Raw genomic sequence first — 25854 nt, 5'->3', positions numbered from 1 at the left:
GCACTGAATCTGGATTCGAAGATCCCTTCCGGACCGATTGAGCAGAAGTGGCAGAAGGCCAAGTTCGAGATGAAGTTGGTCAATCCGGCCAACAAGCGGAAGTACAACGTGATTGTCGTCGGCAGCGGCCTGGCAGGCGGCGCGGCGGCGGCCAGCCTGGGCGAACTGGGCTACAACGTGAAGTGCTTCTGTTTTCAGGATTCTCCCCGGCGCGCCCACTCGATTGCGGCCCAGGGCGGCATCAATGCCGCGAAGAATTATCAAAACGATGGCGATAGCGTCTACCGGCTGTTTTACGACACGGTGAAGGGCGGCGATTTCCGCGCTCGCGAAGCGAATGTCTACCGGCTGGCGGAAGTCAGCGTGGACATCATCGACCAGTGCGTAGCGCAGGGCGTACCGTTCGCGCGGGAGTACGGCGGCGTGCTGGCGAACCGCAGTTTCGGCGGGGCGCAGGTATCGAGAACGTTTTACGCGCGAGGGCAGACGGGGCAGCAGTTGCTGCTGGGCTGCTACCAGGCGCTGGAACGCCAGGTGGATGCCGGCCGTGTGAAGATGCTGTACCGCTACGAGATGCTGGAACTGGTCGTGATCGACGGCCGGGCGCGCGGCATCATCACCCGGAACATGGTGACGGGTGAGATTGAGAGCCATGTGGCGGACGCCGTGGTGCTGGGCACCGGCGGCTACGGCAACGTGTTCTATCTGTCGACGAACGCCAAAGGCTCGAACGCGACGGCGATCTGGCGCGCATACAAAAAGGGCGCGGGCTTCGCGAATCCCTGCTACACGCAGATCCACCCGACATGCATTCCGCAGAGCGGCGACTACCAGTCGAAGCTGACGCTGATGAGCGAGTCGCTGCGCAACGACGGGCGCATCTGGGTGCCGACGAAGAAGGCGGACACGCGCGATCCGAACACGATCCCCGAGACGGAGCGCGACTACTACCTGGAGCGGCGCTATCCGGCGTTCGGCAACCTCTGCCCCCGCGACATCGCGTCGCGTGCGGCGAAGGTGGCTTGCGACGAAGGCTATGGCGTCGGCCCCGGAGGCCGCGGCGTTTATCTGGACTTCAGCGAGTCGATCAACCGGCTGGGCCAGAACGTGATCGCGGAACGCTATGGCAACCTGTTCGAGATCTACGAGCGCATCACGGGCGACGATCCGTACAAGAAGCCGATGCGCATCTACCCGGCTGTCCATTACACGATGGGCGGCCTGTGGGTGGACTATCAGCTGCAGTCGACCATCCCGGGCCTGTTCGTGCTGGGCGAGGCGAACTTCTCCGATCACGGAGCGAACCGCCTGGGCGCCAGCGCGCTGATGCAGGGTCTGGCCGACGGCTACTTCGTGATCCCCTACACCATGGGCAACTACCTGGCCGGTGTGAAGCCGGGCGGCGTGGACGCGACGCACCAGGAGTTCAGGGCAGCGCGCGAGACAGTGGACGCGCGGACGAAGAAGTTCCTGTCGATCAAGGGTAAGAAGACGGTGGACGACTTCCACCGTGAGCTGGGCAAGGTGATGTGGGAGGACTGCGGCATGGCTCGCAATGCCAAGGGCCTCGAGCACGCGATTGCCCGCATCCCCGAGCTGCGGGCCGAGTTCTGGGAGAACGTGAATGTCCCCGGTAGCGGCGCCGAGCTCAACCAGAGCCTGGAGCGCGCCGGCCGTGTGGCCGACTTCCTGGAACTGGGCGAACTGCTCTGCCGCGACGCACGCATCCGTGAAGAGAGCTGCGGTGGCCACTTCCGTGAGGAGTACCAGACGGAGGACGGCGAGGCGAAGCGCGATGACGTGAACTTCTGCCACGCGGCCGTTTGGGAGTATCAGGGCGAGAACAAGATTCCGGTGCGCAACACAGAGCCGCTGGAGTTTGAACACGTCCACCTGGCTCAGCGGAACTACAAATAGAGGCATCCGAAGATGAAGATCATTCTGAACATCTGGCGTCAACAGAACGCCACATCCGCGGGCAGGATGGTGCGCTACGAGGTGCCCAACGCCAACGAGCACATGTCGTTTCTCGAAATGCTCGACGTCCTGAACGAGGAACTGACCCGCAAGGGCGAGGATCCCGTGACGTTCGAGCACGACTGCCGCGAAGGCATCTGCGGCTGCTGCGGATTCATGATTGATGGCGTGCCGCACGGGCCGCAGCGCGGGACGACGGTGTGCCAGTTGCATATGCGCCACTTCCACGATGGCGACGAGTTGTGGCTGGAGCCCTTCCGTGCGAAGGCCTTCCCGGTCATCAAAGACCTGATGGTGGATCGCAGTTCGTTCGACCGCATCATCGCGTCAGGCGGGTTCATTTCGGTGAACACCGGCTCGGCGCCGGACGGCAATGCGCTGCCGGTAATCAAGAAGTGCTCGGATATGGCGATGGACGCGGCAGCGTGTATTGGCTGCGGCGCCTGCGTGGCTTCGTGCCCGAATGCTTCGGCGTCGTTGTTTGTGTCGGCCAAGATCTCGCATCTGGGGCAGTTGCCCCAGGGGCAGGTGGAGCGCGACCGCCGGGCGATGCGCATGGTGCTGAAGATGACGGACGAAGGCTTCGGCTACTGCACGAATACGGGCGAGTGCGAGGCCGTGTGTCCGAAGGGCATCACGATTGAGAACATCGCTCGGATGCACCGGGACTACATCAAGGCATCAGCGACGTTCCGGGAAGAGACCTCGGGCGGCGGCGCGGGCTAAGGCACGCGCTCGAACAAGAGCCCCAGCATCACTTTCGAGTCGGGTACCTTTCGTGGCCACTCTTCGATCAGCGCATAGCCAAAGCGCTGGAGATGGGTGGCCGCTTCGTTTTTGTCGACAAGTTCGGGGTGCTGGCCGCCGAGGTTCTGCATGCTGGCGGGCAGGACTCGCGTGGGGCTGACAGCTGTGGTCATGCCTTCGGGGTTGCGCTGCAGGACGAGGAAGAGGTAGCGCGGATTCAGGGCGGTCAGGGTGTCGAGGCCCAGCCGCCACCGGATGTGCTCCAGGACTAAGACTGCGGCTGCAGCGTGGAACGGGCCCTTCAGCGCGGAGGACTCCATGTCATCAGCGACACAGAGCGCACCTGGGCTACGCTGGCGCAAGGCGGCGAGGAAGCGCGGGTTGATGTCCGTGAAGAACGCGCGACAGCCGTCGAAGACGCCCGGCGGCAGGTAGTCGAACATCTGGCCCGTGCCGGCTCCGGCGATGAGGAGGCGGGCCCCGGGCTCGCCGACACGCTGGAGGAAGTCCGCCATGTGGGCGGCATTGGCCTGGGCCTGGCCGATGGCGGCCATGTGGGCCTCATAGTCCTCCACCTGTACTCTTGTGGTCCACGCATCCCGTAAAGTGGAAGGCATACGGTTTCATTGTAGAAAGTCATGAACAATCGAGTGCAGGCGTTCGTCCGGCTGGCGTGGGCCATGCTGGGGTGGAATGTGTTTGTGGTGTTGTGGGGCGCCTTCGTGCGGGCCTCTGGATCAGGGGCGGGCTGTGGCAGCCACTGGCCGCTGTGCAACGGCGAGGTGATGCCGCCGTCGCCCACCACGAGCACGATTATCGAATTCACACACCGGCTCACCAGCGGCGTGGCCCTGATCGGTGTGGCCGCGCTGGTGGCATGGAGCCGCAAGCTGTTTTCCAAAGGGCACCTGGCGCGCAAGGCGGCCTGGGCCTCCCTGATCTTCATCATCGTCGAGGCGCTGCTGGGCGCGGGACTGGTGCTACTGGCGTACGTCGAGAAGAATGCGTCGGCCGGACGCGCCCTCTACCTTTGCGCCCACCTGACGAATACGCTGCTGCTACTGGCGGCCATCGGATCGTGTGGATGGTTTGCGCGTCACGACCGCTGGGTGAAGGCCAGTGTCCCCACGCTGGTCTGGACGGCGCTGGGCGTGGCCTTGTGCGCCAGCATCACCGGCGTCGTGGCTGCGCTGGGCGACACGATCTGGCCGGCGGTCTCGCTGCAGGAGGGCATGCGGCAGGAGTTCTCGAAGGAAGCTCCGCTATTGCTGCAACTGAGGCTGGTTCATCCGGTGATTGCTTCCGCATCGGGCGTGTTCCTGATCCTGGCCGCGCTGCTGCGCTTCCGCGGCCGGATGAAGGCCTGGCTGCTTGGATTGACGATGGTGCAACTGGCGGCGGGCGGATTGAACGTCGTGCTGCTGGCTCCGGTCTGGATGCAGATCCTGCACCTGGCGCTGGCGGTGAGCGTGTGGATCGTACTAGCCTTCGGAGCGATGGCATACGGCAGCGAGACGGAGATCGTCTAGGTCGCCAGGCGATCGAGGAGCTCGCGGAAGCGGCGGCGCGACACTTCTTCCCGGCGGCCGCTCTTCAGTGTTACCTGACCGGATCCTCCGGGCAGCGGCGCCACTTCCTTGATTTCGTCCAGACGCACCAATGCCGCGCGCGAGATGCGGAAGAAGTGAGCGGCGTCGAGCCGGGCTTCGAGGTCGTTGAGCGTGGGGTCCATCCAGTACTCGCGGTCCCGCGTACAAAGCTTGGTCAGGCCGGACTCTGAGAGAAACGCGACGATGTCGGCCACTGGGATGACGACGTAGCGCTCGCCGGAACGTGCCAGAAAGCGCTGCGGCGGGGGGAGCTTCGGTGCGGCCTCGCGGGTCTTGGCCAAGGCCTGCTCCAGGCGGGAACGGGTGACAGGTTTGAGCAGGTAGTCGATGGCGCGCAATTCGAAGGCTTCCACGGCATAGCGATCGTAGGCGGTACAGAAGATGATGTGAGGGCGGGGGTCCGGCAACGACGCGGCGACCTCGGTGCCCCGGCAGCCGGGCATCTCGACATCGAGCAGGACGACGTCCGGGCGCAGCACGCGGATCTGTTCAATCGCGGCAACGCCATCGTCGGCCTCGCCGCAGACGCAGACTCCTTCCAGGCCGCCTAACAGCCGCTGGAGCCGTTCGCGCGCAGGCAGTTCGTCATCGACGATGAGCACTCTGGTCATACAGGCAACTCGATTGTAGCCGTCGTGACCTGACGGGCGTGGTCGCGGCTGAGTGTGAGGCGGCCGCGGTCGCCGTAGTAGCCGGACAGGCGTTCGCGGACATTCTTCAGGCCGTGTCCGGTCTCGGTGGCCGGCTCCTTCGGGCCGGGGCCCGTGTCAGTGACGGTGAGGACCAGGGTGTCGCCCCGGAGGCAGGCGCGGATCGTGACCAGACAGGGCTGGCTGGTGACTGCCACGCCGTGCTTGAGGGCATTTTCGACGAGGGGCTGCAGCGTCATTGCGGGCACGCGAGCGGCCAGGGTGTCGCTTTCGGCTTCGATCTCCACCCGCAATCGCTGGCCGAAGCGGGCTTGTTGGACATCCAGCCAGGCGCGGATGAAGTCGAGTTCCTGCGATAGCGGCTCCATCTCTGCTTCGGATCGCTGCAGGGTGTAGCGGAAGACTTCGGCCAGCTTCTCCACCGTCTCTTCGGCGAGCTCGGGGTTGGAGGGGATCAGCCCCGCCACGGTGTTCAGGGCGTTGAACAGGAAGTGCGGGTTGATCTGGGCGCGCAGGGCCTTCAGTTCCGAGCGGCTGGCATCGAGCAGCAGGGCCCGGCGTTTGGCTTCCAGGCGGCGATTCTCCAGCAGGAAGTGGAGCATCTCGGAAAGCGTCTTCACCAGCGCCAGATCCTCACTGAACAACGGCCGCCCGTCGGGACGGTCTTCCAGGCTAATGACGCCGTCTGCGCTGACAGAGGCACGCGTGTGGAAGATGTGCTCGGCCAGCGTGTGGGCTTCGCGGAGCAAGACGGTTTCGTCCTCACTGCCCTGCAGTTTCTCCAGGAAGACACGCTGGGCCTCAGCAGGCGAGTAGGGACGGCCCAGGACGCGGCGATCCAATAGCTCGCCCAGAGATCGGCAGAGGCGGAAGACGCCCCACAGGACGGGCAGCATCAGCAGCGCGGAATAGATGGGATCCAAGCCCGCAGGCAGCAGACTGAACCAGACGGTGAGCGCGATGAGTGCGACGGCGAAGTTCGAGCCCCATTTGGCGAAGAGGTCGAGGAAGAGAAAGCGCCGCCGGGAGTAGCTGTGCACCATCAGGACGGGCAGGGGAAGGGAGCGCATCAGCAGGCTCAGCCAGTCGCCGAATGTGAACATGGCGAGCGGGATCAGCACCATGATGACGACGAGCAGAACTACGCTGGTGCGGCCGCTGCCGGGGGCACGAGCCGCGGTGGCGCAGGTCCAGGCGAAGACCACGCAGTAGGCGATGCTGAGGTCGCGCTGGGCGTGCGCCAGGGTGATCGCGTTCACGGTATGGAGCAGCGAAAGGGCGGCGATGATAGCACTGGCCAGCGCGACAAACGGGATGCCGCGGCAGCCGAAGAGTTTGCCGAGCAGGGCCGGGAAGACGCAGGCTCCGGCCAGCAGAACGAAGTAGTGGCTCGGCACAAGGATATTCAGGCCGAACCAGGCCGAGGACGAAATGAAGATGGCGGGATAGAGCCAGCTGCGCAGCTCCGTGCGGCCCAGGCGCAATTGGCGGGTCCAGAGCGCAAACAGCCCGATGAAGGCAGCCAGCCCGAAGGTGTAGACCAGAACTGAGATCGTGCGGTACACGTCAATCAGGATGGTACGACTGCTATCAGTGCGCGGCAAGAAGGACCAAAGTGCAGACCATCGAGATGCCGTAGAGAATACCGAGCGTGGTGAGGACGGCTCTGCCTCCGGACATGCGTCCAGCGCGGCTTTCCAGATACCGCAGTTCCGAGTAACGATAGGTCTGTTCCTTCAGGGCGCCTCCGTCGAGGACCAGAATGGAGATTCCTTCGTCTGTGACGGACTGGAGCCTTGCCTTTACAATAGTCTGGGTTTGGGTTTGAACGCGTAGCGGCGTGCCAAGAGGCAACTGGAGCGCCATTGAGCGCAGGTCCCTGGCCGGCAGCAGCAGCGCGAAGAACAGCAGCAACGAAATTGGCCGGAACAGCATACGTCTTCTAACCTCCACCTGCTAACCCACCAATTGCCATGAGCGCGCCCACCGTCAGAGCCGCAACGATGCCCGGATGCAGGCCGCCTCGCGGATACTTCAGTGACTTCATCTCGTCGAAGGCGATCACGCGTTGGGCGCCTGGCTGGCTGGAGATGAGCTCCACCGTGATGCCCTCCTCGGCGACGGCGCGCAGCAAGCCCGTGAACTTTTCGCCGGCCTTCATTTGGATCTCGACCTTCGCACCATTCGGGATGTCCAGAGCCTTGGATCGCAGGTTCGCGGCAGACAGTCCGCAGGCCGTCGCCAGCAACAGGGCCAGTAACCTGTGGACGACGCCGAAGCGGCGGCGATCCAATCGGCGCACGGACCGCAGTTCGTCGAACATCCAGACAGTTTCCCCATTGCTGGTGTTGATATGTACGGTGTCGTCGGTCGCAAATCCAAGCCTGCCCTGGATTCTGTGGCGCGCCGTTGTAGTGAGTTCCACCGGCACCCCGGTGGGCAACGAGCCGACTCTCTCAATGAGGGCCGACTGGCGTTCGAGCTCCCTTGGCAGCATGGCGTTCCAAACCTCCTGATTCAGGCTAGGGCGGAATGCCGGCAAGACCTATCGAAGGCCAATGAACGGCGGTTGGCGGGGGATCAGCGGCGTCGATCAGAGACCAAAGGAGCGCGCATAGCAGACCCTGCCGCGGCAACCCTCGATGGAGCCGGGGGAAAGCTCCATCGCCATAAAGTGGTCACCAGGTGGGAATGGTGACTGCAGGGTGGCGGCCAGTTCAGGCGAGAATCCGAAACGGCTGTAGTAGGCGGCATCACCGAGCACGACCACTGCATCCACTCCGGCATGCGCGAGCGTGGGTAGGCTCATGTGGATCAGCGCTCCGCCGATGCCGCGGCGCTGGAATTCCGGATCCACCGCCAGCGGCGCCAGCGCGGCCATTTGCAGCGATTCCCTGGCCGGGTCCAGCGAGAGCCTGCTGTATACGATGTGGCCCGCCACCTGTTGCCCCATCTCCGCGACGAGTTCGAGAATCACGGCGCCTTCCGCTCGAAGGGCTTCCACGAGGTCGGCTTCGCCGGGGCGGCCGAATGCGCGAATGAGCAGCCCCCGCGTGGCGGGCTGGTCATCGGGCGCCCACTCGCGCAGGGAGATCATTTCGTCGAAAACCGCGGCAAGTTCAGGTCTTCACCGGTAAAGGCCTTGGTGAGGAAGATGACCTGGCCGGTATGGAGTGCGAAATGCTGCACCACCTGATAGATGGCATCGAGGGTGAGCATGGCGCGTCCCATCGGGGCGACCGTCTCCAATAGACGCTCCGGCGCCAGTTTCTCGAGCGCAGTGCAGGCCTCTTCCACGCAGGCTGACAGCTTTGCGAGAAGCTCCTGCTTCGTGAGGCCGCCGCGTGCACCGAACTCGGCGTCGCGAACTCGGACGTCGGGCTGCCCGCCGATGGAATGGATGATGAACTGCCGTACATTGCCCTCCAGGTGGAGGCAGAGATTGCCGGCGGAGTTGGCATTGTCGCCCGTGCGGCCCCAGATCTGGGACTCCTCCAGCTTGCCCACGCAAGTCTCGATCTGGCCCATCAGCATACGAAGCTTGGAGGTTGAGAAAACGAGGAAAGCCTGCTCGACAGTTGCCATGGCTATGGTGTCTCCTGACCCGCCGGCGGCGGCGGTGGTTGAACGGTTCCGGTGAGGTGCCGGTAGAAGCCAAGATCCTCTCCCGTCACCGCTTTGGTGGAGAACAGGATTTGGCCAGTGTGCTGCGCAAAGTGTTCGACGACGTGATAGATGGCTTCCAGGACAGTGACGTCGTAGTTCTGAGGCCGGACGATGGCGGTGAGGCGTTCAGCCGGAATCTGTTCGATGACGGAACAGGCCTCCTGCACGGTGCCGTTCAGGCGCTGCCACAGCTCTTCCCGGGAGACACCGCCGCGCGCGACGAACTCCGCGTCCCGCTGCCGCTGATCCTCCTGGCCGTCGATGCCGTGCAGGATCCATTGGCGGACGTTCCCGGACAGGTGCAGGCAGAGATTTCCAGTGGAATTGGAAGCATCGCCGGTCCGGATCCAGATCTGGTCGTCGGTCAACTTCTCCAGGCAGACATGGATGCGGCTGAGGAACTGGCGCAGTTTCTTTGCGGAAAACTCGATGAAGAGCCGGTCGCTGGCAGACACGTGCAGCATTCCCCCCGCTTCGATTTTATCGCGAAGCGCAGGGGACTATTCGCAATGCAGCGCCATCATCGGCTCGACTCGAGCGCCGCGGCGCGCCGGCACATAGCAGGCGAGCAGGGCCACGGTGGTCCAGAGCAGGCAGGCGCTGATGTAAGTGAACAGGTCGGTGGTGGGAACCTCGACCACTAGGGTCGTGAGCACGCGGTTCAGGGCCAGCGCGGCGCCGAGTCCGGCCAACTCACCCGCGGCGATCAACGCCAGGGTCTGGCGCGTGATGAGAGTCAGCACGTCGCTCTCCCTGGCGCCCAGAGCCATCCTGATGCCGATTTCGTGTGTACGGCGGTTCGCGTTATAGGCCACCACGCCATAAATGCCGATGCAGCCGAGCACCAGCGCGAGCAGCGCGAAAGCGGCCAGCAGCAGCATACTCGCCCGCCGGCTGGCAATCCAGTTGCCGCGCAGATCATCCAGGCTCATGACGTCGCTGGGCGGCTGATTGCGATCGATGGCGGCAAGTTGTGCCCGGACGGCGGCGGCCATGCTCATCGGCTCGCCGGCTGTTCGAATGGCAAACGTCATGGAGGGCGCCTCCCCCTGAAGATAGGGGATGAACAGCACGGGTTCCACCGGACGTTCCATGGACGCGCGCGTATCGCCGGCGACGCCAACGATGGTCATCCATTGATTCGGATCCTTCCAATGCTCCACACGGCGGCCCAGGCACCGGCCCTCGGGGCAGAAGCGCCGCGCGAAGGTTTCGTTCACAATAGCCACCGCTGGGTTTCCGGCCCTGTCCTGCTGGTTGAAGTCGCGTCCTGCTTTCCAGGGGATCTGCATGGTATGGAAGTAACCCGTGCTGATGACTTCCAGGTCGGAGGAATCCACCGGTTCCGGCCGGCCCTCCAGTTTGAACTTGCTGACGCTCCAGCGTGTATCACCCAGGGGGAGGCAGTAGTTGGCAGCGGCCGATTCGACCCCGCCCAACCCCTGGATGTTCTGCAGCGCGCGTTGAAAGAACTGCGTTTGACGCGCCGCATCCGGGTAATCGGCAGGGGTGAGATTTACGGTCAGCGTCAGTATCCGGTCGGAACGGAAGCCCATGTCCAATCCGTGCAGCCGCAGGAAGCTCTTCACGAGAAGCCCGGCGCCGATGGTCAGCGTAATCGCGGTCGCAACTTGGGTGACGATCAGGATGTTCCGGAAGCCGTGGTGTGCGCGGCTCTCACTGGCGCCGCGGGCCGATTCGCGAAGCCCGCCCTTATCTCGCATCCTGACTGTTTGCAGCGCCGGCGCCAGTCCGAAGAAGAGGCCGGTGGCGACGGCCAGGCCGAGGGTGAAGGCGAGCACGCGGTCGTCGAGTTGAACCGGGTACATCGCAGGCAGGTTCTTCGAGAGGAAATTGACGAGCAGGTCCTTGCCCCAATATGCGAACGCGAGACCTAAGGCCGCGCCGGAAAGGGCCATCATCATGCTCTCGGTCAGCAATTGCCGGATGATGCGCGAGCGAGGAGCCCCCAGCGCCATGCGGACGGCCACTTCGCGTTCCCGCACCGCTGCCCGGGAGAGTAGCAGGATGGCGACATTCACACAGGCAATCAGTAGCAGGAATCCGACAGCGCCCAGAAAGACCAGCAACGACGTGCGAACGCCTCCGGCGATCTCCTGCTGCCACGGAACCAGTAAGGCATTGATCTTGCGCGGCCGCCGCAACGTGGTCTGCAGGATGGAATCCATCTCAGCCTGGGCGGCCAAGACGGTGACTCCGGGCGCCAGCCTGCCCACGACGCGCAGCATATAGGGCGGCGCGCCTTCGGGCTGAATGCTGGCGGAGAAGGGCAGCCAGATCTCGTACTCGAAGCCGTAGCGATCCGGGACCCGGAAGGAGGCGGGCAGGATACCGGCGATGGTAAACCGCTTGCCGTCCACGGTGAGCGTGCGGCCCACCGCGGCGGGATCTCCGCCAAACCGGCCGCGCCAGACCGCATAGCTCAGCAGCGCCACTGGAGCCCCACCCGGCCTATCCTCGTCCGGCACGAAGAGACGCCCCGCCTCCGGCCGGGTGCCCAGCAGTTGGAAGAACGACGCGGTGCCAATTCCGCAGTTCATTCGCTGCGCCTCGCCCACGCCGACCACGTTGACGCGGGTGCCGATGTAGGCGGCGATCTGGCTGAGGCTGTGATTGCGGTCGCGCCAGGCGGTGAACTCTTTTTGAAACGAGAACGGCATGGGGCCGTAGCCGCCCAGATTCTGCTTGATATAGATGAGAGTCTCGGGGTGGCTGTAGGGCAATGGCCGCAACAGCGTGGCGTGCACTACGCTGAAGATCGAGGTGGTGGCGCCGATACCCAAGCCGAGCGTGACGACGACCGTAGCGGCGAAGCCCGGATTGCGCAGCAGCAGCCGCAGGCCGTAGCGCAGGTCCTGGTGCAGCACGTCCAACCAGTGCAGCGCGCGGCTGTCGCGGCACTCTTCTTTCACCTGGTCGAGGCCGCCCACCTCCAGGAGCGCCGCCCGCCGCGCCTCCCGCGGCTCCATTCCGGCCCTCTGCTTCTCTTCAGTGAGCAAGTCCACAAAGGCGGTCAGCTCTTCGTCGAGAGATTGTTCCACCTGGCTCTTGTGGAGGAGATTCCGTTTCCAGGCGGACAGCCGGCTTAGCAGTGACATCGGTGGTACCTCAGGAGGTGGCTAACGCCTGCGCCATGGCGAGCGAGATCCGCTGCCATTCCTCTGTTTCCAACTTGAGGTGCCGGCGGCCGGCGGCGGTCATCTGGTAGTAGCGGGCGCGGCGGTTTGACTCCGACTCGCCCCATGAGGACTTCAACCAGCCAGCCTCCTCCATACGATGCAGCGCGGGGAACAAAGAGCCGGGCTTCACCTGGAACGTGCCGCCGGTCATCTGTTCGATGCGGCGGGAGATGCCGAGTCCGTGCAGTTCGGCCGTGAGTAGCGAACGCAGGATCAGAAGGTCGAGAGTCCCCTGTAGGAGGTTGGTAGTGGGCGGCATCGGTTCGTATAGACTGCCTATACGGCCATCATGCGCCCACTCCTATAGAATGTCAATATCAGAACTGAATATCTCAAAAGAATGAGAACCGCTTCTTTTCGATGCCCAGGCTCTGCTGCAGGTCGAGGATCAGCAGCCGCGCTTCCAGCGACTTGTGGCGCAGCCCCAGATCCTCCGGCTGGATCTTGTTCTCGCGCAAGTACTCCGCGAAATCATTGATCACCTCACCAGGGCTCGAGTCGCCCTCAAACGCTACACACGCGGCGGTCTCGCAGTTGTAGAACTTCTCGAACGACTCAGCCAGCATCTGCGCGGCCACGGCGGCCTTGCCTCGATCGCCGTAGTCATATAGCCGGCGCGCGAGCATCGATTGACTGACCAGCCGTTCGTCGCCGGCCTTGATCTTGGGTGTCACCTCGAGCGCTTCATAGGCAAGGGCGATCCGCTGTGGCGGCGAGAGTTCCTTGTCGCCGTCCATGACCTCCAGCAACATCTCCACCTGCATTGCGGGCGTTTGTTTGCGAGCCAGGGAGATCCGTTCCGGCGTGGCCAGGCCCTCCGTTGGTGGCTTCTCTTCACCCAGCACCTGCTTCTTTTCGAGCTCCTCTTCAGTGCCCGCGGCGGGGGCTTTCGGCTTGCTCTCCGCCAGTTTCCTGGCGGCCGCGGCCAACTCCGGCTCGCGCTTCCTGATCAGATTGGCCATATCGAGCAAGTGCCTGCGCTCCTGGGGGGAAGCATCGGCGGCGGGGAAGCCTTCCACAATAACGGCGAACTCGGCGGCACACTCCTCCGGATGCTCCTTGATGGAGCGTTCCAGGTGGCTGCGAATCTCCGGTGCCAGGAATGCCCCCGCGGACAGGGCCCGGCGGGTGAGTGCCTTCTCTTCTTCCCATGAGCGCTTGACTGAGAAGAGGCTGTGGTAACACCGGGCCAAGGGATCCTCTTTGGCGCCCGTCGCCCGGCGCGGCAGGAGGCTGCAGACCTGCTCCGCCGCTTCTGTGTCCAATTGCCGGTACTGGTCGACGATCGCAATGAGGAATTCGCCGCGGGTGTGCAGGTCCACCAGGGGTAAGGCGCGCGAAGTGGCTGCCTGCAGCCAGCGCTCGGCCAGATCCGGATCCTTGGACGCCAGCGTGGCCGCCGTCCTGATCTGCGTGTCAACGCCAAGCACTGGCGGTTCCGAGACGGCGATGGCCTCAATCCGCTCCAACAGGCGCTCTTTGGCTGTGGGCTGCGCGGAAACGGTGAGCCCGGCCAAAGCCAGCAATCCAAGCAGCGTCTTCACGGCATCGAGTGTGCCACAACGAAACACGCCGCCCACCGGAGATCCGATGAGCGGCGTGTTTTCGTCAATGAGTGGTGGTTACAGAACCTGGTCGTTCCAGTTTTCGAGAACCGACTTTACCTTCTGGCAGAACTGATCGGCCAGAGCGCCGTCGATGAGGCGGTGGTCGAAGGTCAGGGCCAGGTAGGCCATCGAGCGGATGGCAATGGCGTCGTCGATCACCACGGGCACTTTTTCCACGGCGCCAACACCGAGGATGGCCACCTGCGGCTGGTTGATGACCGGCGTCGCAAAGAGCGAGCCGAAGCTGCCGAAATTGGTAATGGAGAACGTACCGCCCTGGACCTCAGCCGGCTTCAACTGCTTGGAACGGGCACGGGCGGCGAGGTCGACGATGGAGCGCTGCAGTCCGACGATATTCTTCTCGTCCGCCTGGTGGACGACGGGCACGATCAGCCCGTTCTCCAGGGCCACGGCGACGCCGATATTGATCTCGTTGTGATAGAGGATGTTGGTGCCCTCGATCGACGAGTTGAAGAGCGGGAACACCCGCAACGCCTCTGCGGTGGCGCGCAGGACGAAGGGCAGGAACGTCAGCCCGAAGCCGTAGCGCTGCTGGAATTCATCCTTCGACTTCGCGCGGACCTTGGCGATCTTCGTCATGTCGACGCGGTGCACCGTCGTCACATGGGCGGAGGTCTGCTTCGACATCACCATGTGCTCTGCGATCTTCTGCCGCATGGTGGACATGGGCTCGACGCGTACTTTAGCGGGTTCGACCCTGGGTAGGGGCGCGGTCGAGGCGGGTGCGGGCGGCGGAGCCACCGGTGTGGCCCACGCAGGCGGTGCAGCCGGAGCGGCAGGCGCTGCTGCCACAGGAGGCGGAGCCTGGCGGCTGGCCAGGTAGTTTTCCACGTCCTGCTTGGTCACTCGGCCGCCGGCGCCACTGCCCTTCAGCGCCTTTACGTCGATGTTGTTCTCGCGCGCCATGCGGCGCACCAGCGGGCTAATGGGGCCGCCCTGGTCGTCCTCGTCCGCCGGTACGGGTACTGCTTCCACCACCGGGACCGGAGCAGGCTCCGGAGCAGTTGCCGGGGCAGGTGCCGGGGCAGGTGCCGCAGCCACAGGGGCCGGAGGTGGTTTGGGCGCCTCAACGGCAGGAGCGGGTGCAGGCGCCGGAGCGGGGGCCGGTGCAGCGGCCCCGTCGCCCACACGGGCTACCACGGTGTTGATGGCCACCACGGCGCCTTCCTGCACCAGAATTTCGGTGAGGGTGCCGGCCGTTGGCGACGGAATCTCGGTGTCCACTTTATCGGTGGAGATCTCGAAGAGTGGCTCGTCGCGCTCCACGCGATCGCCCACCTTCTTGAGCCACTTGGTTAGTGTGCCTTCGACAATGCTCTCGCCCATCTGGGGCATGACGACATCGGACATTTCGACTTTCTCCAGTCTGTCAGGCTCAGGCGCTCACGAGCGCCGGTTCGTATTCGTATACCTGCGCGAACTCGTCCAGAATCGCCTGGTGCAGCTCCGCGCGATCCACTCGGACTCCCAGTTCTTCCATCGAGGTCACGGGCTTCGTCAGCCCGCAGGGCACGATGTACTGGAAGTACTTCAAATCCGTAGTCCAATTCAAGGCGAAGCCGTGCGTCGTTACCCAGCGGCTGATATGCACGCCGACCGCACAGACCTTCGCTCCGTTCACCCAGACGCCGGCCGCGCCCGGATCACGAACTCCCTCAATCCCATAGCGCCGCAGAGTCCGGATGATTACTTCTTCCAGTGCCCGGATATAGGCGACGACATCCCGCTTCCATTCTCTCAGATCAAGAATCGGGTATCCGACGATCTGTCCCGGCCCGTGATAAGTGATGTCGCCCCCACGATTGATCTCAAAGTATTCGATGCCGAGTTCAGCCAACCGGTCGCGGCTTAAGAGGATATTCTCTTCGTGACCGTTCCGGCCCAGGGTGAGCACGTGGGGATGTTCGACCAGCAGGAGTTGATCCGGGATGAGGCCCTGCTTGCGCTGCTCGGCCAGGGATTTCTGTAAATCCCATGCCTCGCCATAGGCCAGGCGGCCGAGCTCGCGCACTTGCAGTTTTCGCATCGGGATCAGGCGTTTATGGCCAGGCCGTACACGCTGTTGAACGCTTCGCCGACGGCTTCGTAGAGCGTCGGGTGGGCGTGGATCGTCGACATCATGGTCTCGACGGTCGCTTCCGCTTCCATGGCCGTCACCGCTTCCGCGATCAGCTCATAGGCATGCGGTCCGATGATGTGGACGCCCAGGATCTCGCCGTACTTGGCATCGGCCACCACTTTGACGAAGCCGCCGTGGTTGCCGAGGATGGAGGCTTTCGAGTTTCCGGCGAAGGGGAACTTGCCCACCTTCACGTCGTAACCCTTCTCGCGCGCCTGCTTCTCGGTGAGGCCGACGCTGCCGATGCCGGGCTCAGTGTACGTGCAGCCGGGAATCCGGTTCTTGTTGATAGGCGTCGCGGTCTTGCCAGCCATATGGGCGACAGCCACCATGCCTTCCATGGTCGCGACATGCGCGAGTTGGGGCGTGCCGGCGACCACGTCGCCGATGGCGTAGACGCCCGGCTCGGCGGTCTGCTGGTACTGGTTGACCTTGACGAAGCCGCGGTCGAGTTCCACTCGGGTGTTCTCGATACCGCAGTTTTCCGTGAGCGGCTTGCGGCCCACGGCCACCAGCAGCATCTCGCCGTCGAACTGCTGCACCTTCCCGCTGGCGAGCTGTACCTGCAGGCTGACGCCTTCGGCGGTACGCTGCACTTCCAGCACCTTGGCGCCGGTTTCCAGGTTGATTCCCTGCTTCTTGAACTGGCGTTCCAGTTCCTTGCTCACGTCTTCGTCTTCCACCGGCACGAGCCGGGGCAGCATTTCAAAGACGGTCACCTGGCTGCCGAAGCGCTTGAAGATAGAGGCAAACTCGACGCCAACAGCGCCGGCGCCAATAACCAGCAGGCTCTTGGGGACCTGAGGGCGGCTCAGGATTTCGATATTCGTGACGATGGTCTTCTCGTCGGCCGTCAGGCCTGGAATCATCCGCGCCTCGGAACCGGTGGCGATGATGATGTTCTTTGCTTCCAGCGTTTTAGTGCCGCCGTCGGTGAGCACTTCCACCTGGCCGCGGCCCTTCAGCCGACCGTAGCCGCGAATGACTTCGACTTTCTGCTTCTTCATCAGAAACTCGATGCCCTTGGCATGGCTGGTGACAATCTTGTTCTTCCGTTCCAGAACTTTGAGATAGTCGAGCCTGGGGTCCTGGCACGAAATCCCTTGAGGTCCGGGGTTCAGGAAGTAGTCCCACACTTCCGCAGTGTGGAGCAGGGCTTTTGTGGGAACGCAGCCAACGTGCAGGCACGTCCCACCGAGGAGAGGGCTTTTTTCAATGAGCGCAGTCTTGAGGCCGTACTGGCCTGCGCGAATCGCAGCGGAGTACCCCCCAGGTCCGCTCCCGATCACGATCAGATCGTAGGACATCACTTTCAGTCTAGCATTGGCAAATTTTCACATAATGAAAGCAATGAGACTCGCCGCCATCGTCCTTGTCGCCGCCTGTCTGGGGTGGGGACAGGCGCCTGCCCGCCGCCCGGTCCCGGCGCGGAATCCTGCCGCCGCGCAGTCCGCACCCAACGAAATCTGGCCCATCCGCGAGATCCGCGTGACGGGCAACAAGTTCTACACGGCCGAACAGGTGATCTCCACGTCCGGTCTCCGCCTGGGCGATCTCGCCACCAAGCAGAACTTCGAGCGGGCGCGCGACCGCGTCCTGGCCGCCGGCTTCTTTGAGAGTTTCGGCTGGAAGTACGAAGGACTGCCCGATGTGAAAGGTGTGGCCGCCACCCTGGAAGTGACTGAGCCCACCAACTTCATGGAGTGGTCGCTCGACCGGTTGCCGCTGGAGCGCGCGGCCGTCGAGGAACGGGTTCGCCGCTCCCTGCCGCTGTTCGGTAAGAAGATCCCCCCGTCGGACGTCCTAATCGATAAGGTTGCCGCCATCATGCAGGCGATGCTCGGCGAGAAGGGGATCAAGGAGACGGTCCAGGGACGGGTCCTGCTGCTGGGCCAGGATCAGGTCACTATCCTGTTTGGACCCAATTCGGCGCCGCCCGTTGTCACCGAGGTTGCCTTCACCGGGGCGCGGGTACTGGATTCCAGGTATCTGGTGAAAGCCTTGTCCCAGGTGGCCGTGGGCATGCCGTTCGTGGACACCAACTTCCGGCTCTTCCTGGAAAACCAGATCCGGCCCATGTACGAGGCTGTGGGTCATCTCAAGGCCTCTTTCCCGAAGTTCACCGCGGAACCCTCGAAGACCGCGAAAGGTGTTGTGGTGACCGTGCAGGTGGACGAAGGGCCCGTGTACAAACTCGACAAGATTGAAGTGCGTGGCGCGCCGATTTCGCCCGAAGAAGTACAGAATCTGGCGCAGTTCAAGACCGGTGAGACCGTCAGTTACTCCGTCATCGGTGCAGGCATGCAACGCATCCTTGATGAGGTGAAGCAGACCGGCTACATGCGCGCCACTTACAAAGCGGATCGCGCGCTGAACGACGAGAAGAAGACGGTGGACATCTTCATCAACGTGGATCCGGGGCCTGAGTACAAGTTCGGCCGGCTGATGATCAAAGGCCTGGATATCGAAACCGAGCCCGTCTTGCGCAAGCTGTGGATTCTCAAGCCTGGCGATCCGTTTCGAAGCAAATATCCGGACGCCTTCCTGGAGCGCGTGCGGGAACGGGGGATCTTCGACAATCTCGGTGACACGAAGGCGGAAACAATGGTCGACGACAAGAACCAGTTGGTGGATGTTGTGCTGACCTTCAAAGGGGCGCCGCCGAAGGTGGAAAAGAAGCCTGAGCCCTGGGACTAGCCGCGAACTCGTCCGCTCGTATCTCACACGCGCGAGGGACTCGTGCGATGCTACTCGTTCTGGGGGAATTGATGCGGGTGGGGAGAGTTAAGATGGCGTCCCCAGCGGGATTCGAACCCGCGTTATCGCCGTGAAAGGGCGGTGTCCTAGGCCGGGCTAGACGATGGGGACGCACACAGCGGCGCAGAACCGCTGACCTTTTTAGTTTAGCCGCCTCACGCCGCTTTGGTCAAATCTTCACAGGCCGCTGGGCGGGGTGGCTGGATTTGTTCGATACTGCTAGATTGGTGCCGATGAGTGTTCAGCCGCTGACAGAAGCGCTGATATAACATGGTACAGATTCGCGGCGTCGGCGGAAGTGGAACCGCCGGCCGTCCCGTGAACTCCAATTTCGGTCAAAATCTAGCGGATGTCACTCGAAGTTCACGTAGCTCGCCAAGCTGTCTTTGATCGCACCAATAATGTGGTGGCCTATGAGCTTTTGTTTCGAGCGCTTCCCGACGCAACCGCAACTACCCGAAACGACGAGTTGGCCAGTTGGCAGGTTCTCTCGGCGAGTTTCCTCGATATCGGCCTCGATTCTCTCCTGAAGGGCCGGCGGGCGCTGATCAACGTGCCTCGCAGCATGCTGCTGGACGATCGCATCCGCTCACTGCCTTCCGACGTCATCGGCCTCGAAATCCTGGAGAATGTGCAGCCTGATGCGGAGGTTTTGGCGGCCTGCCGGGAGTTGCGCAAACTCGGCTATTTGCTGGTCCTGGACGACTATACCGGGCTGCCGGAGTTCGACCCGCTACTGGAGCTTGTCGATTGGGTAAAGGTGGATTTTCGCGCTATCTCCGGCGCCGATTCCGTCAGAATCGCGCGCCGCTTGAAAGAGCGTAAGCTGCGCATGTTGGCCGAAAAGGTGGAAACCGTCGAGGAGCGCGATTCCGCCCTGGCCGCCGGCTACGACTATTTCCAGGGCTACTTCCTGCACCGGCCTCGCGTGGTCAGCGGGCGAACCCTCAATGCCCGCCACAATACGAAGCTCAAGTTGCTGACTTTGCTGGGTGCTGACCAGTTCACGCTGGAAAAGGTGGAGGCCGCCATCGCGCCCGATGTCGGGCTCTGCTACCGACTGATTCAATACTCCAATTCAGCACGATTCGGTGCTCCGCGCGAGATCTCCAGCCTGCGCCAGTGCCTGATGCGGCTGGGCGAGAATGAAACGCGCCGCTGGATGACTTTCGTCCTGTTGCCTACCCTGGCCGCCGGCCGCAGCACCGAGATAATCGATGCCGCCCTGATCCGCGCGCGGATGTGCGAGTTACTGGCGGAGGAGGCGGGGCTCAAGCTCGCTAAGTCGCTCGCTTTCATGGCCGGCATGTTCACGCTGATGGATGCGCTGCTGGGCGCCCCCATGCGCGAGGTAGTTCAACAGTTGGGACTGGGGGAGGAGTTGGCGTCCGTTCTGCTCGGGCGCAGTGAGGGGCCCTTGGGGGCGCTTGTCCGGATTGTCGAATCCTACGAACGAGCATCCCCTCAGGAGTTGGAACCGCATTGCCGACAACTCCTACTGCCAGTTGGAGTTGTCGCTGACGTCTACCTTCGGGCTTTGCAGTGGACCGCCGAAGTCACTGAAACCGGCGTGCCGGCTAAATAGAGCTAGATCGTCTTGAGATAGGCCATCAGGTCGGCTTTTTCGTCCGCGCTCAGCACCTCATCAAAGGCCGGCATTGCACCCTTGCCCTTGTTGATGATCCCGAGGATGGCGGCATCCGTCGGCTTCTGCCCGTTGGCGAGCTTCGGCTTCTTGTACAGCCCCTTCAGGCTGGGACCCATCTTTTTTTCGTCGGTCGTGGCATTGTGGCACACGCCGCATTGTTCGAATACTTCCTTGCCCTTATCCGCGTCGCCCTTCTTCTGCGCCAGCGCCAGACCGGAAACCAGATTCAAGGTAATGGCGGCAGTCGCCAGAACTCGCTTCAGCATTGTTACGGGAGCTCCTTAGGAGAACAGTGGTTCATTCCATTTTACAATCTCTTGGACATGGCCGTTGTGCCGGTGGAACAGAGCGCCCACCGGGACTTTTCGGGCCTACGTGGACTAGTGGGGCGCGCTCAGCGCCGAAGTTTAACTTGACGTTAATGTGCGGTCGAAAACGGGGCGCTGTGAGACCCTGGAGCCCGCTTCCGGCCTCCCGCTATGCTCCGGGCTTCGGCTTTTGAGGTATTTTTGTCGCCAGAGGGCCGTGAAGCCCTCTCCTGCAAAGGGTTCACAGCACTCAGGGAACTTCGGACATTTGACACCGAATTTCCGGTTGTGATAACCCTGAATGTTCAGTTAGGATTCTTCCATGCCTGACGACCTAAAGCCGGAAGGCGCCCCCGCGCCGGAGCCTGTTCCGCCAGCTCAAACGCCTGCCGCCGCTCCACAAACTTCCGATGCCGCACCGGTAACCCCGGCCGCGGCGCCGAAACCTGCCGCTGCCGCCGCACCCAAGCCGCCGGCCGCCGCGAAACCGGCTGTTCCGCCAGCGCCCAAGCCCCCGGCTGTGATGGTTACCGCGCCTTGGGAAGGCGAGTTACCGTCCGTCTTGGCTGCTGAGTTTTCCGACCAGATTCCTGCTTTCCTGAGTTATCTCGGCCAGAACTTCCTGGTAGCCAAGCCCGCTGCCGTGATTCCTATCCTCCAGTCGCTAAAGGACAATCACGGCTTCGACTACCTGGTGGACATTACCGCAGTCCACTGGCCGAAGCGTGATGAGCAATTCGACATCATCTACGTTCTCTACAGCTTCCGGAGAAATGAGCGCATCCGCATCAAAGTCCTGCTCAAGGATGGGGAACGGGTTGCGACCGCGACAACGGTGCATATTACGGCGGATTGGCTCGAGCGCGAAGTCTACGACATGTTCGGCATCGAGTTTGACGGTCATCCCAACATGCGGCGCATCCTGCTGCCGGACGAGTGGTCGACCTTCCCTCTGCGCAAGGAAAACGGGATCCTCAAAATGGATCAGAAGTGGGTCCAGGAGAACCTGGGGATCGAGAGTGGACAATAACCATGGCGGGAACATTCCTCGATTCCACTGAACTGGTTCTGAACATGGGGCCCCAGCACCCCTCCACGCACGGCGTGTTGCGCGTGATCGTGAAACTGGACGGCGAGCGCGTTCTGGGCACGGAGTCGGTGATCGGGTACCTGCACCGCGGCGTCGAAAAGATCGCGGAAAACCGCACGTACACCATGTTTGCGCCCTACGTGGACCGAATGGACTACGTAGCGGCAATCTCCAACGGATTAGGTTACTGCCTGGCGGTCGAGAAACTGCTGAACGCCGAAGCCACGCCGCGCGCGCAGGCCGTCCGGGTTGTCCTCACCGAACTCAATCGCATTGCGAGCCACCTGCTGTGGCTGGGCACGCACGCCCTGGATATCGGCGCCATCACTCCGTTGTTCTATTGCATGCGTGAGCGCGAGTATGCGCTCAACATCTTCGAAAAGTACTGCGGCGCCCGCCTGACGACGCACGCCTTCCGCATCGGTGGCCTGCAGTATGAGACGTACGAAGGTTTCGAGAAGGACACAAACGACTTCTGCGACATGATGTTGCCGAAGATCGATGAGTACGAAGAATTGCTCACCGGCAACCGAATCTGGCGCGAGCGTATGATCGGCGTGGGCATCCTGAACACTGAAGACTGCAAGGCGTACGGTGTGACCGGCCCGATGCTCCGCGCCGCCGGATGTGCCTGGGATATCCGCAAGGCACTGCCTTACTCCGGCTACGAGAAGTACGATTTCGACATTCCGACGGGCGAAAACGGCGACACTTACGACCGGTATATGGTGAGAATGCAGGAGATGCGCCAAAGCGTCCGCATTGTGCGCCAGGCCGTGGCCGACATCCCGGCAGGCCCCATCATGGCCAAGGTGCCCAAGGTCTTGAAGCCGCCGGTGGGCGAGGCCTACGTCTCGATCGAAGCGCCCAAGGGCGAGCTCGGGTATTACATTGTCAGCGACGGTTCCACGCAGCCTTACCGCTGCCGGGTGCGGCCGCCGTCCTTCGTTAATCTTCAATCGCTCGACAAGATGGCGCGCGGTTCGCTGGTAGCGGACCTGGTGGCCATCATCGGCACCATCGATATTGTGCTTGGGGAGGTGGACCGCTAACCCCCGGCGGATCTAAACGACCATGCGTAAGCTTCTGAGAACCATTTTTCTCGTCGACCTTGTGCAGGGCCTGATGGTGACCTTCCGGACCCAGAATCCGAAGAACATCGTCACTGAGCAGTATCCGGCCCAACGCCCCAAGATCGCCGAGCGCTATCGCGGCGCTCCGCGCCTGAATATCAATCCCGAGAACGGACAGACGCTCTGCATCGCCTGCGACCTCTGCGCCTTGGCCTGCCCCGAGAACCTGATTGTTGTCGGGTGGGAACGCAACCCCGAGACCAAGCGCAAAGACCTCATTAACTTCACTTATGACACCTCGCGCTGCATGTTCTGCGGCCTGTGCGAAGATGCCTGTCCGGTAGACGCTCTGGAATTGACGCAGGACTTTGAATTGGCGAGTTACTCGCGGGAAGGGGCGATCTTTGACCGGCAGATCCTCGAAGAGGGCATCAAGCCTACCAAGTACAAGTTCTGAGCGCCCCATGACTTACAGGGAGCGGGTTCTCAAACCCGACGTGTGTCCATGCTAGAAACCGGATTTTTCTATGCGTTCGCGGCGCTGACCCTCATCGGCGCCATCCTCACCGTCACCTTACGCAACGCCATCCATTGCGCCCTCGCGCTGATTGGGTCGCTGGCCGGTGTCGCCGGGCTTTACCTGCTGCAGAAAGCCGAGTTCCTGTTCGCCGTCCAGATTGTGCTCTACATCGGCGGCATCATGGTCCTCTTCCTTTTCGTCATCATGCTGGTGAATCTGGACGCCGCCGCACGGGAACGGCAGTTCCACCGCCATTGGATTGCCGCTGTGGTCTGTGTCGTGGGCTCAGGTGCCCTGATCACCTGGTTCCTGCGCCAGGGTTCGGGCAGCATGCACCTGGGCCAGTCGGCGCCGGAACTTCCCTCCGCTGGCAACGTCGAAGCGCTCTCCGACGTGCTCTTCAAACAGTATCTGGTGCCCTTCGAACTGGCCTCCATCCTGCTGCTGGTGGCGGTCGTAGGCAGCGTCATCATGGCGAAAAAGAGGATCTGACCCATGCTGCACCCCATCACCACGGAACACTATCTCGTCCTGAGCGCCGCGTTGCTGCTCATCGGCACCGTGGGAATCCTGCTGCGCCGCAATGCTGTGGTCGTCATGATGTCCCTGGAGTTGATCCTGAATGCGGTCAACATCAATCTGGTCGCCTTCGGCAAACATCTGCAACAGCTCAACGGCCAGGTTTTTGCCATCTTTATCATCACTGTTGCCGTGGCGGAAGCCGCGGTTGGCCTTGGAATCCTGATCGCCGTCTTCCGTAACAAGGAAACGGTCCTGGTCGACGAAATCGACCTGTTGAAGTGGTAGGAGGAGCCGGCACGATGAACTTCCTCGATCTCATCTGGCTGATCCCCATCCTGCCGCTCTGCGGCGCGGCGATCATGCTGTTCTTTGGCCGCAGTCTGCCCAAGGCCGCCGTCCGGATTATCAGTCCCGGAGCGGTCCTGCTTTCGTTCTTACTGTCTCTCGGTGCGGTGATCCAACTGGCCTCGCTGCCCGAGAAAGTACACCAGGTCATCCTGTTCCAGTGGCTCCCCTTACTCCATGCGGACATGGGCTACATGCTGGACCCGCTGTCGAGCGTCATGATCTTGGTCGTCACCGGCATCGGCTTCCTGATCCATGTGTACGCCACCGGTTACATGGCCCATGAGCACGGGCCCCGGCACGGCGGTTTCTATCGCTTTTTCGGATACCTCAATCTGTTCGTCTTCTTCATGCTGACGCTGGTTCTGGCCAACAACTACCCGCTGCTGTTCGTCGGCTGGGAGGGTGTGGGCCTTTGCAGCTACCTGCTGATCGGCTTCTACTTCAATAAGAAGAGCGCTGGCGACGCAGGGAAGAAGGCCTTTATTGTCAACCGGATCGGCGATGCCGGCTTCATTCTGGGCATGTTCTTCCTGTTCCAGCTCACCGGCTCGCTCACCTTCGTCGACGTGAACGAAGCACTGCGGTCCGCGCGGTTCGCTCCCGAGGTTGGTTTCTTTGGGGTGCTGAGCCTGACGGCCCTGCTGCTCTTCGTCGGCGCCACGGGCAAGAGCGCACAAATCCCGCTGTATGTTTGGCTTCCGGATGCCATGGAAGGCCCCACACCGGTTAGCGCGCTAATCCACGCCGCCACCATGGTCACTGCTGGTGTCTACATGTGCGCCCGGTCCAATGCGCTGTTCGCGCTGACGCCCGAGACCTCCCACATCGTGGCGGCGGTCGGCGCCGCTACGGCCATCTTCGCCGCCTCCATCGGCCTGGTGCAGAACGACATCAAGCGCGTCCTGGCCTACTCCACGGTTTCCCAGCTTGGGTATATGTTTGTTGCGGTAGGCGTCGGCGCCTACTGGGTAGGTGTCTTCCACCTTTACACGCACGCCTTCTTCAAGGCCCTGCTCTTCCTCGGCGCCGGATCAGTGATCCATGCCATGAGCGGCGAGCAGGACATGCGCAAGATGGGCGGCCTGCGAAACAAGATTCCCATCACGTTCACGACAATGTTCATCGCCTCGCTGGCCATTGCGGGCATCCCAGGGCTGGCCGGGTTCTTCTCGAAAGACGAGATCCTGTGGCAGACGTGGTCGTCCCCGCTCGGCTCCAAAGTATTGTGGGCCGTGGGCTTCTGCACCGCGCTCATGACCGCGTTCTACATGTGGCGGCTCATGTTCATGACCTTCTACGGCGAAGGCCGCATGGACGAACACACGAAGCACCACATCCACGAGTCGCCCAAGTCGATGACCATCCCGCTCATGGTTCTGGCCGCCGGGTCCATCGGCGCCGGCTGGATCGGCATGCCGAAGGTCTTCGGGGAAAACGGCTTCTTCCAAGGGCTGGAACTTTGGCTGGCGCCGGTGTTCGAAACCGGCAAGAAGGTGGCTGAGCACGAAGCTGAGCACCACGACACCAGCATGGAGTGGATCCTGATGGGCCTGTCGATTGGCGCGGCGCTCTCCGGCATCTTCCTGGCTCGCCACATCTACTTGAAAATGAAGGAATCCGACCGGCCGACCGGCGGCGCGCTGCACCCCATTCTGTACAACAAGTGGTATGTGGACGAGATCTACGATTTCCTCTTCGTCCGCGGGTTGTCGATGCGCGGCGGTTCGCTGATGGGCGCCTTTGACCGGACCGTGGTCGATGGCGGTGTCAACGGCACGGCTTGGCTGACCAAGATGGTCTCGCGCATCTCCATGTGGTACGACACCTGGATCGTTGACGGGCTCGTCAACTTGAGCGCCTACACCGTCCGGGCGCTGTCGTTCCCGGTGCGATTTTTCCAGACCGGCTTCCTCCAGTCGTACGCACTCGTCTTCATCGCCGGAGTCTTCGCCATGTTCGGATACTTCTGGTGGGTTCGCTAGCGGAGCTAT

26 protein-coding genes and 1 tRNA gene are annotated in these 25854 nt (G+C 62.5%); 11 read left to right on the top strand and 16 right to left on the bottom strand.

What is annotated here, in order from left to right:
* Window positions 1–3: 3 nt before the first annotated feature.
* Together IRI77_RS21020 and IRI77_RS21015 are read left to right on the top strand one after the other, a co-directional pair.
* Window positions 4–1917: a fumarate reductase/succinate dehydrogenase flavoprotein subunit gene (locus tag IRI77_RS21020; RefSeq protein WP_194453741.1), complete on the top strand. Its 1914-nt coding sequence runs from the start codon at window positions 4–6 to the stop codon at window positions 1915–1917.
* Window positions 1918–1929: 12 nt separating this feature from the next.
* Window positions 1930–2703 carry a succinate dehydrogenase/fumarate reductase iron-sulfur subunit gene (locus IRI77_RS21015; RefSeq protein ID WP_194446984.1) on the top strand — a complete coding sequence of 258 codons (774 nt, stop codon included), beginning with the start codon at window positions 1930–1932 and terminating at the stop codon, window positions 2701–2703.
* On the opposite strand, the gene IRI77_RS21010 is transcribed toward IRI77_RS21015, so the two are convergent.
* Window positions 2700–3341: a class I SAM-dependent methyltransferase gene (locus IRI77_RS21010; protein WP_194446983.1), complete on the bottom strand. Its 642-nt coding sequence runs from the start codon at window positions 3339–3341 to the stop codon at window positions 2700–2702. The genes IRI77_RS21015 and IRI77_RS21010 overlap by 4 nt on opposite strands.
* Window positions 3342–3362: 21 nt before the next feature.
* Here IRI77_RS21010 and IRI77_RS21005 point away from each other — a divergent pair, with 21 nt between their 5' ends.
* The gene (locus IRI77_RS21005) at window positions 3363–4253 is read left to right on the top strand and encodes a COX15/CtaA family protein (protein WP_194446982.1); all 891 of its coding nucleotides are present in this window, start codon (window positions 3363–3365) and stop codon (window positions 4251–4253) included.
* On the opposite strand, the gene IRI77_RS21000 is transcribed toward IRI77_RS21005, so the two are convergent.
* The 13 genes from IRI77_RS21000 to lpdA form a co-directional block, all read right to left on the bottom strand.
* On the bottom strand, window positions 4250–4945 hold the full coding sequence (locus tag IRI77_RS21000; RefSeq protein ID WP_194446981.1) for a LytR/AlgR family response regulator transcription factor: 696 nt from the start codon (window positions 4943–4945) through the stop codon (window positions 4250–4252). The two genes, IRI77_RS21005 and IRI77_RS21000, sit on opposite strands and share 4 nt — an antisense overlap.
* The gene (locus IRI77_RS20995) at window positions 4942–6588 is read right to left on the bottom strand and encodes a sensor histidine kinase (RefSeq protein WP_194446980.1); all 1647 of its coding nucleotides are present in this window, start codon (window positions 6586–6588) and stop codon (window positions 4942–4944) included. The genes IRI77_RS21000 and IRI77_RS20995 overlap by 4 nt, the downstream gene beginning before the upstream one ends.
* Window positions 6575–6919 carry a hypothetical protein gene (locus tag IRI77_RS20990; RefSeq protein WP_194446979.1) on the bottom strand — a complete coding sequence of 115 codons (345 nt, stop codon included), beginning with the start codon at window positions 6917–6919 and terminating at the stop codon, window positions 6575–6577. The genes IRI77_RS20995 and IRI77_RS20990 overlap by 14 nt, the downstream gene beginning before the upstream one ends.
* A gap of 7 nt (window positions 6920–6926) precedes the next feature.
* Window positions 6927–7481 carry an LSm family protein gene (locus IRI77_RS20985; protein WP_194446978.1) on the bottom strand — a complete coding sequence of 185 codons (555 nt, stop codon included), beginning with the start codon at window positions 7479–7481 and terminating at the stop codon, window positions 6927–6929.
* Window positions 7482–7577: 96 nt separating this feature from the next.
* Window positions 7578–8081: a GNAT family N-acetyltransferase gene (locus IRI77_RS20980; protein ID WP_194446977.1), complete on the bottom strand. Its 504-nt coding sequence runs from the start codon at window positions 8079–8081 to the stop codon at window positions 7578–7580.
* A complete protein-coding gene (locus IRI77_RS20975; protein WP_194446976.1) occupies window positions 8078–8569 on the bottom strand; it encodes a DinB family protein in 492 nt (163 codons plus the stop codon). The genes IRI77_RS20980 and IRI77_RS20975 overlap by 4 nt, the downstream gene beginning before the upstream one ends.
* 2 nt (window positions 8570–8571) lie before the next feature.
* The gene (locus IRI77_RS20970; protein ID WP_194446975.1) at window positions 8572–9114 is read right to left on the bottom strand and encodes a DinB family protein; all 543 of its coding nucleotides are present in this window, start codon (window positions 9112–9114) and stop codon (window positions 8572–8574) included.
* A 36-nt stretch (window positions 9115–9150) separates the two neighbouring features.
* The gene (locus IRI77_RS20965) at window positions 9151–11769 is read right to left on the bottom strand and encodes an ABC transporter permease (protein WP_194446974.1); all 2619 of its coding nucleotides are present in this window, start codon (window positions 11767–11769) and stop codon (window positions 9151–9153) included.
* 10 nt (window positions 11770–11779) lie between these two features.
* Window positions 11780–12109: a PadR family transcriptional regulator gene (locus IRI77_RS20960; RefSeq protein WP_194446973.1), complete on the bottom strand. Its 330-nt coding sequence runs from the start codon at window positions 12107–12109 to the stop codon at window positions 11780–11782.
* 73 nt (window positions 12110–12182) lie between these two features.
* Complete coding sequence (locus IRI77_RS20955) at window positions 12183–13394, bottom strand: hypothetical protein (protein WP_194446972.1); 1212 nt, start codon at window positions 13392–13394, stop codon at window positions 12183–12185.
* Window positions 13395–13472: 78 nt separating this feature from the next.
* Window positions 13473–14828 (bottom strand): 2-oxoglutarate dehydrogenase, E2 component, dihydrolipoamide succinyltransferase, encoded by a 1356-nt coding sequence (gene sucB, locus IRI77_RS20950; protein ID WP_194446971.1) that lies wholly within the window; start codon window positions 14826–14828, stop codon window positions 13473–13475.
* A gap of 25 nt (window positions 14829–14853) precedes the next feature.
* Window positions 14854–15504, bottom strand: a complete 651-nt coding sequence (gene lipB / locus IRI77_RS20945) for a lipoyl(octanoyl) transferase LipB (protein ID WP_194446970.1) — start codon at window positions 15502–15504, stop codon at window positions 14854–14856.
* Window positions 15505–15509: 5 nt separating this feature from the next.
* Window positions 15510–16904, bottom strand: coding sequence for a dihydrolipoyl dehydrogenase (gene lpdA, locus IRI77_RS20940; protein WP_194446969.1), 1395 nt, complete (start codon window positions 16902–16904; stop codon window positions 15510–15512).
* Window positions 16905–16947: 43 nt separating this feature from the next.
* Between lpdA and IRI77_RS20935 the strand changes: the two genes are divergently transcribed.
* The gene (locus IRI77_RS20935) at window positions 16948–18294 is read left to right on the top strand and encodes a POTRA domain-containing protein (protein ID WP_194446968.1); all 1347 of its coding nucleotides are present in this window, start codon (window positions 16948–16950) and stop codon (window positions 18292–18294) included.
* A 93-nt stretch (window positions 18295–18387) separates the two neighbouring features.
* On the opposite strand, the gene IRI77_RS20930 is transcribed toward IRI77_RS20935, so the two are convergent.
* Window positions 18388–18465, bottom strand: a tRNA-Glu gene (locus IRI77_RS20930).
* A gap of 238 nt (window positions 18466–18703) precedes the next feature.
* On the opposite strand from IRI77_RS20930, the gene IRI77_RS20925 reads away from it, so the two are divergent.
* Window positions 18704–19939 carry an EAL and HDOD domain-containing protein gene (locus IRI77_RS20925; protein WP_194446967.1) on the top strand — a complete coding sequence of 412 codons (1236 nt, stop codon included), beginning with the start codon at window positions 18704–18706 and terminating at the stop codon, window positions 19937–19939.
* A gap of 2 nt (window positions 19940–19941) precedes the next feature.
* Here the strand turns inward: IRI77_RS20925 and IRI77_RS20920 are convergent, their stop codons facing one another.
* On the bottom strand, window positions 19942–20268 hold the full coding sequence (locus IRI77_RS20920; RefSeq protein WP_194446966.1) for a c-type cytochrome: 327 nt from the start codon (window positions 20266–20268) through the stop codon (window positions 19942–19944).
* A gap of 364 nt (window positions 20269–20632) precedes the next feature.
* Between IRI77_RS20920 and IRI77_RS20915 the strand changes: the two genes are divergently transcribed.
* The 6 genes from IRI77_RS20915 to nuoL are packed head-to-tail and all read left to right on the top strand — an operon-like array spanning window position 20633 to window position 25845.
* The gene (locus tag IRI77_RS20915) at window positions 20633–21340 is read left to right on the top strand and encodes an NADH-quinone oxidoreductase subunit C (protein ID WP_228486238.1); all 708 of its coding nucleotides are present in this window, start codon (window positions 20633–20635) and stop codon (window positions 21338–21340) included.
* A 2-nt stretch (window positions 21341–21342) separates the two neighbouring features.
* Window positions 21343–22452, top strand: coding sequence for an NADH-quinone oxidoreductase subunit D (locus tag IRI77_RS20910; RefSeq protein WP_194446965.1), 1110 nt, complete (start codon window positions 21343–21345; stop codon window positions 22450–22452).
* Between the two features lie 22 nt (window positions 22453–22474).
* Entirely contained in the window at window positions 22475–22930 is a 456-nt protein-coding gene (locus IRI77_RS20905; protein ID WP_194446964.1) for a NuoI/complex I 23 kDa subunit family protein, read from the top strand.
* Between the two features lie 48 nt (window positions 22931–22978).
* Window positions 22979–23485 carry an NADH-quinone oxidoreductase subunit J family protein gene (locus tag IRI77_RS20900; protein ID WP_194446963.1) on the top strand — a complete coding sequence of 169 codons (507 nt, stop codon included), beginning with the start codon at window positions 22979–22981 and terminating at the stop codon, window positions 23483–23485.
* A 3-nt stretch (window positions 23486–23488) separates the two neighbouring features.
* Complete coding sequence (nuoK, locus tag IRI77_RS20895) at window positions 23489–23800, top strand: NADH-quinone oxidoreductase subunit NuoK (RefSeq protein ID WP_267239320.1); 312 nt, start codon at window positions 23489–23491, stop codon at window positions 23798–23800.
* Between the two features lie 14 nt (window positions 23801–23814).
* Window positions 23815–25845, top strand: a complete 2031-nt coding sequence (nuoL, locus tag IRI77_RS20890) for an NADH-quinone oxidoreductase subunit L (protein ID WP_194446962.1) — start codon at window positions 23815–23817, stop codon at window positions 25843–25845.
* Window positions 25846–25854: the final 9 nt, after the last annotated feature.

It is taken from the genome of Paludibaculum fermentans (assembly GCF_015277775.1).
Taxonomy (GTDB): domain Bacteria; phylum Acidobacteriota; class Terriglobia; order Bryobacterales; family Bryobacteraceae; genus Paludibaculum; species Paludibaculum fermentans.
Note: the sequence above shows the minus strand (reverse complement) of the source record. Positions and strands in the feature narration are given on the sequence as shown.